General features: G+C 69.1%; 5 protein-coding genes. 3 read left to right on the top strand and 2 right to left on the bottom strand.

Annotated features, from left to right (window positions below):
- Positions 1-480 (bottom strand): PAS domain S-box protein (locus FV228_RS18460; protein ID WP_147855960.1); only part of this gene is annotated, 480 nt, incomplete at its 3' end.
- A 191-nt stretch (positions 481-671) separates the two neighbouring features.
- On the opposite strand from FV228_RS18460, the gene FV228_RS18455 reads away from it, so the two are divergent.
- Positions 672-2,315, top strand: coding sequence for a GMC family oxidoreductase (locus tag FV228_RS18455; protein WP_147855959.1), 1,644 nt, complete (start codon positions 672-674; stop codon positions 2,313-2,315).
- 52 nt (positions 2,316-2,367) lie between these two features.
- Complete coding sequence (locus FV228_RS18450) at positions 2,368-3,306, top strand: LysR family transcriptional regulator (protein ID WP_147855958.1); 939 nt, start codon at positions 2,368-2,370, stop codon at positions 3,304-3,306.
- 208 nt (positions 3,307-3,514) lie between these two features.
- Here the strand turns inward: FV228_RS18450 and FV228_RS18445 are convergent, their stop codons facing one another.
- The gene (locus tag FV228_RS18445) at positions 3,515-5,005 is read right to left on the bottom strand and encodes a DUF2252 domain-containing protein (protein ID WP_147855957.1); all 1,491 of its coding nucleotides are present in this window, start codon (positions 5,003-5,005) and stop codon (positions 3,515-3,517) included.
- Between the two features lie 281 nt (positions 5,006-5,286).
- Here FV228_RS18445 and FV228_RS18440 point away from each other — a divergent pair.
- Positions 5,287-5,906, top strand: a 620-nt coding sequence (locus FV228_RS18440) for a thiamine pyrophosphate-binding protein (protein WP_246693949.1), incomplete at its 3' end; no start/stop codon positions are given.

Here is a 5,906-nt window from a genome sequence, read left to right as displayed (position 1 = left end):
GCTGCGCAGCGCCTCGACCCGGGCGGTCACGTCCCGGCCGGCGCGCAGCCAATGCATCGCGTCGCCGTGCGCGACCGGCATCTCCACGAAGGCGAACCAGCGCACCTGCCCGTCCACCGAGCGGACCTGCGCCTCCATGCGGCGCACGCCGTCCTCCCCGACCTCGACGGCGTTCCGCTCCAGGATCTCCAGATCGATCTGCGCTCCGAGCAGGTCGATGGCGGGGCGGCCGAAGAGCAGGGCGTACGCATCGTTGGCGTAGGTGATGCGGCCGCGGGCGTCGCGCTGGACGATCACCTCGGTGGTGGCCGCGACCAGGGCGCGGTAGCGGTCCTCGCTCTCGCTGATCCGCCAGATGCGGTCGTGCAGCCGCTCGGCTTCGGCCTCGTCCGGTCGCGCGCGCCGGGCGCGCCAATGGCCGAGCGCCAGGGCTGCCGCGATGAGCAGCGCCAGCACGAGCGCGATGTCCTTGACGACCATGGATGCCTCCCCGGCTTCAGGCCGGCTCGGTGCAGGATCGCAGGTGAACCTGAAGGTCGCGTTGGGAAAAGCGCTTAACCGCCGGTTGCAGCATTCGCAGCGCCGCGCCGCAAAACCGCGCCGCGGCGCGATCCGAAGTCCGGCTCGAGAGTTGCCTGCCAGGACGATCGGTCCGGACGGAGACAGAATTGATGCCGGGTGAGCATTACGACGTGATCGTCGTCGGATCCGGCCCCGGCGGCGGGACGATGGCATGGCGCCTGGCGCAGACCGGCAAGCGCATTCTCCTGATCGAGCGCGGCGACTATCTGCTGCGCGAACCGCGCAACTGGGACAGCCAGGCGGTGATCGTCGACGGCTACTACCAGACCAAGGAGACCTGGTACTCATCCGACGGCGGCAGCTTCCAACCCGGCCTGCACTACTACGTCGGAGGCAATTCGAAATTCTACGGCTCGGTCCTGTTCCGGCTCCGGGAAAAGGACTTTTCGGATATCCGCCACGAGGACGGCATCGCCCCCGCCTGGCCCGTCGGCTACGACGAGTTCGAGCCGCATTACCAGGCCGCCGAGGAGCTGTTCCACGTCCACGGCCAGCGCGGCGAGGATCCGACCGAGCCCTGGTCGCGCAAGCCCTACGCTCATCCGCCGGTGTCCCACGAGCCGCGGATCCAGCAGCTGTTCGACAACCTGAAGGATGCCGGCCATCACCCGTTCCACCTGCCGGTCGGCGTGCGGCTGGTGGAGAAGGACGGGCGCGCGGTGTCGACCTCGCCCTGCATCAAGTGCGAATCCTTTGACGGCTTCCCCTGCCCGACCAACGGCAAGTCCGACGCGCAGACCATGGTGGTCGATCCGGCTTTGCGCGACTGCCCGAACCTGACGCTGCTCACCCGCACCTATGTCGAGCGGCTCGTCACCGACCCGAGCGGGCGCAGCGTGACCGGCGTTGTCGGCACCCGCGACGACGCGCCGTTCGAAGCCTCCGCCGACCTCGTCGTCGTGGCCTGCGGGGCGCTCTCCTCGGCACTGCTGCTGCTGCGTTCTGCCAACGACCGACATCCGGACGGCCTCGCCAACGGCTCCGGACAGGTCGGGCGCAACTACATGCGCCACAACAACTCGACGGTCCTGGCGATCTCCAAGGTGCCGAACCCGACCCGTTTCCAGAAGACGCTCGGTCTCAACGACTTCTATTTCGGCGACCCGGACCCGAAGGACGACTGGGACTTCCCGCTGGGCCACATCCAGATGGTCGGCAAGTCCGACGGCGCCCAGATCCACGGCGAGGGGCTGCCGGGCTTCCTGCAATGGTTTCCCAACAAGCCGTTCGACTGGATCGCGAAGCACTCCGTCGATTTCTGGTTGACCTCGGAGGACATCCCGCTGGCCCAGAACCGGGTCTACTACAAGGATGGCAAGGTCCATCTCGACCTCACCGAGACCAACGTGGAGGCGCACAAGCGGCTGCGGCGCAAGCTGCAGGAGATCTGCAGCTTCACCGACATGCACCCGCACCTGTTCGACCGCTCGCTCTACCTGGGCAAGAACATCCCGATCGGCGGCACCGCGCACCAGGCCGGAACCCTGCGGTTCGGGGACGACCCCGCTACCTCCGTACTGGACCGGAACTGCAAGGCGCATGAACTCGACAACCTCTACGTCACCGATGCGAGCTTCTTCCCGTCGATCGGCGCGGTGAACCCGACGCTCACGATCATCGCCAACGCCCTGCGGGTGGCCGACCACCTGGTCGACCGGATGGGCGCCCGGAACGAGATCGCGCCGCCGCGCCTGTTCGACCACACCGAGCCGCGGGAGCCCGTGACGGCGTGACGGCCGTGCTCTGCTATGGAGAGCGCCCGACCTCGAACCGATCGCAGCGCGCGTGGCCATCGACCATATCGACCTCAGCCGGATCGACCTGAACCTGCTGGTCGCCCTCGACGCGCTGCTCGACGAGCGCAGCGTCACCCGGGCGGCGGCGCGGATCGGCGTCGGCCAGTCGGCGATGAGTTCGAGCCTCGCCCGGCTGCGTCGCCTGTTCGACGACGAGCTGCTCACGCGCGCCCCCGACGGGATGCGGCCGACGCCGCGGGCGCTGAAGCTCGTCGAGCCGCTGCGGGCGACGCTGCGGCAGGTCCAGGCCCTCGTCCACCGGGAGGAGCGGTTCGATCCGGCCACCGTCGAGCGCAGCTTCACGCTGAGCCTGCCCGACAGCGTCGAGGTCCTGCTCGGGCCCCGGCTGATCGCGCAGCTGCGCCGGGACGCGCCGGGGATCCGGCTGCTGCTGCGCTCCGTTGAGCGGGCCCGCATCCTGGACGAGCTGGATGCCGACCGGGTCGATCTCGCCATCGGGTTCTTCACCGAGGGGCAACTGCACCACAAGCAGCGGCTGCTCTATCGCGACAGCTACGTGGTCCTGTTCAACGCCGACCTGATCGGGATCCAGCCGCCGATCGGGCTCGATGACTACCTGCGTTTCCCGCACGTCCTGACCTCGTTGCGGGAGACGGCCCACGGAGTCGTGGACGACGCGCTGGCGGCGCTGGGGCGCTCGCGCATCCTCGCGGTGACCACGCCGCGCTTCCTCGTGGTGCCGTTCATGGTCCGCGCCGCGCCGGTGATCGCCACCATGCACGCGAGGCTGGCGACCTCCTTCGCCAGCGCGCTCTCCCTGGCGGTCAGCCCGGTGCCGGTGGCGCTCGACGAGGTGGCCGTGTCGATGCTGTGGCACGCCTCCTACGATCGCGATCCCGCCCATCGCTGGCTGCGCGACCTATTGGTGCGGCTCGCCAACGAGGCGCCTGAATTCGGGATGATGTGACAGATCTTTCCCAATCTCGACGTCGGATTGACGGGGATTTCTGCAACCCACGCGTTGGACACGGTCTCATCAATCGTCCCACACCGTCATTGCGAGCGTAGCGAAGCAGCCCAGTGGTGCGCCACGGTTTCGGGATCTCGTGCTACCGCGGGTTGCTTCGCTGCGCTCGCAATGACGGGAAAGGCGTGCGCCTCGACCGGACATCGCCTCACAAACAGGGATCGTCCGCCGACTCCAGCCGCCCGTCGGCGATCGCCGCGCGAAACAGGTCAAAATCCTCGGCGTTGCGCTCGGCATAGGACGCCGCCCAATCGGCCAAGGCCTCGCGCAGGTCCGGGTTCTTGCCGCGGCCGCAATAGCCGGCGATCGCCGCGGCGTCGCCGGTGCGGGCATGGGCCCGGGCGAGGAGTGCCCCGTAGGCGTACGAGAAGGTCATGAGCGAAGGGCCGGACATGTCGGAGAGCGGGATCGCGCCCTTCAGGTTCTTCATCTGGCGCACGTAGAACGGACGGCCGTCGATGGTGGTCCAGCCGAGCAGCGGATCGCCCACCGCCTGCAGCAGGCGCTGGCCGTAGATGACCCGCTCGCCCTCGTGGCCGGCATAGGGCTCCGGCATCCCCGGCAGGTAGGGGCCGTGGGCCGGGCGGACCGCCTCCTTGACCTGCAGGAAGAGCGCATCGCGGTCGGAGTTTCCGCACAGGAGCGCCACATAGGCCCGCGTCCCGACGCTGCCGACCCCGACGACGCGATGGGCGACATCGATGACCTGGTAGCGATCGAGCATGAACCGCCGCTCGCGCGGCAGGGTCTCGGCATAGCGCTCCAGCCCCGAGACGATCTGCTGCCGGGTGGTCTCGTCGACCGGGGTCAGGATCGGCGCGTCGGTCCGGAAGCGCCAGCCGCCGTCGATACGCCGCTCAGCCATCTGGGCCAGGAGGCTGCGGTTGTTCTTGCGGCGGGCCTTCTCGACCGCCCGGCGCACCACCGATTGGGCCTCGGGATCCATCCGGATTCCGCCGAGTTCAGCCGCGTCCGCCCGGGTGGTCTGATACCAGACATCCAGGGAGCCCTGCGGCGCCAGGCGCCGCATCGTGCGCTGATAGCCGGACACCGCGTTCATCACGGCGGCCCGGCGCGATTCGGCCGGTGTGCCGGCATCGGCCGTGGCGACCGCGATCCCGGCGCAGAGCCGCTTCAGGTCCCATTCCCACGGGCCGACCGTGACCTCGTCGAAATCGTTGAGATCGAGGACGATGTCGCGCTGCGGGGTGCCGAACAGGCCGAAATTGTCGATGTGGGCGTCGCCGTTCATGACCACGTCGATGCCGCTGCGCGGGCCGCGCGACAGGTCCCAGGCCATCACGTGGGCGGCGCCGCGCAGGAAGGCGAAGGGGCTCGTCGCCATCCGGGCGACCCGCAGTGGGATCAGATGCGCCTGCCGACCCTCGTGGGCCGCCTCGATCAGGCCGATCGGATCGGGGCGATCCGGCTCCGAGCGCAGGGCCGCGTGGTCCTGGTGCGGGACCTTCGCGCGCAGCGCCTTGCCGGCCTGCCGGCGCTTGTCCCAGGGCTCGACGCCGGCCCGGAGATCGATCCGCGGGAAGTCCGCCAGGGGCGCCAGCACAACGTCCTCGGCTGGCTCGTCGCCGGCCGGAAGCGACGCCGCGGCGCGCATCTCGTCGTTTGGCACCTTGTCCATGATCCCCCGCCGAACCGCGTAGGCGACAACCTCGACCGTACTCGGTCGGTCCCAGACGGCCTTATCCACGTACACGATAGGATTGGCACCGCTCTGTGACCTTTCAGCCTCGGCGGCCCTTGACCACACTACAGGCCAGCCCTCTAACCGGTCGCCTATTCGGAGGGTGTCCGTCCCGATCCGAACCGTACGAATCACACCGGCGTGCAGAGGGTGAATCGGGCGCGCGGATCGGGCCGGGCCGGACGGTGCCGTCGGGCGCCGCATCAGTGGGACATCACATGCCCAAGGGCTCAGATCTACTCATTGCGGCCCTCGAGAACGAGGGCGTCGACCGCATCTTCGGCATCCCCGGCGAGGAGAACCTCGACGTCGTCGAGTCGCTCCGCACCTCCAAGATCGAGCTGGTGCTGACCCGCCACGAGCAGGCGGCGAGCTTCATGGCGGCGACGCATGGCCGCCTCACCGGCCGGCCGGGCGTGTGCCTGTCGACCCTGGGCCCGGGCGCCCTGAACTTCTCGACCGGCGCGGCCTACGCCCATCTCGGCGCGATGCCGATGATCATCATCACCGGTCAGAAGGGCATCCTGTCGGCCCGGCAGGCGAAGTTCCAGATCGTGGACGTGATCAGTTCGATGAAGCCGATCACCAAGATGGCCCGGCAGATCGTCTCCGCCTCCTCGATCCCGACGATCGTCCGCGACGCCTTCCGGGTCGCCACCGAGGAGCGCCCCGGGCCGGTGCTGCTGGAACTGCCCGAGGACATCGCCGCCGAGCAGGCCGAGGCCTACGTCGTGCCGCCGCATCCGATCGACATCCCGGTCGCCCACCCGACCGCGATCGAGCGGGCCGCCGCCATGATCCTGGCGGCCAAGCGGCCGCTCGTGATGCTGGGCGCCGC

The organism is Methylobacterium sp. WL18, from assembly GCF_008040015.1.
GTDB lineage: Bacteria > Pseudomonadota > Alphaproteobacteria > Rhizobiales > Beijerinckiaceae > Methylobacterium > Methylobacterium mesophilicum.
The sequence above is the reverse complement of the archived record's forward strand: the minus strand, read 5'-3'. Positions and strand labels throughout refer to the sequence as shown.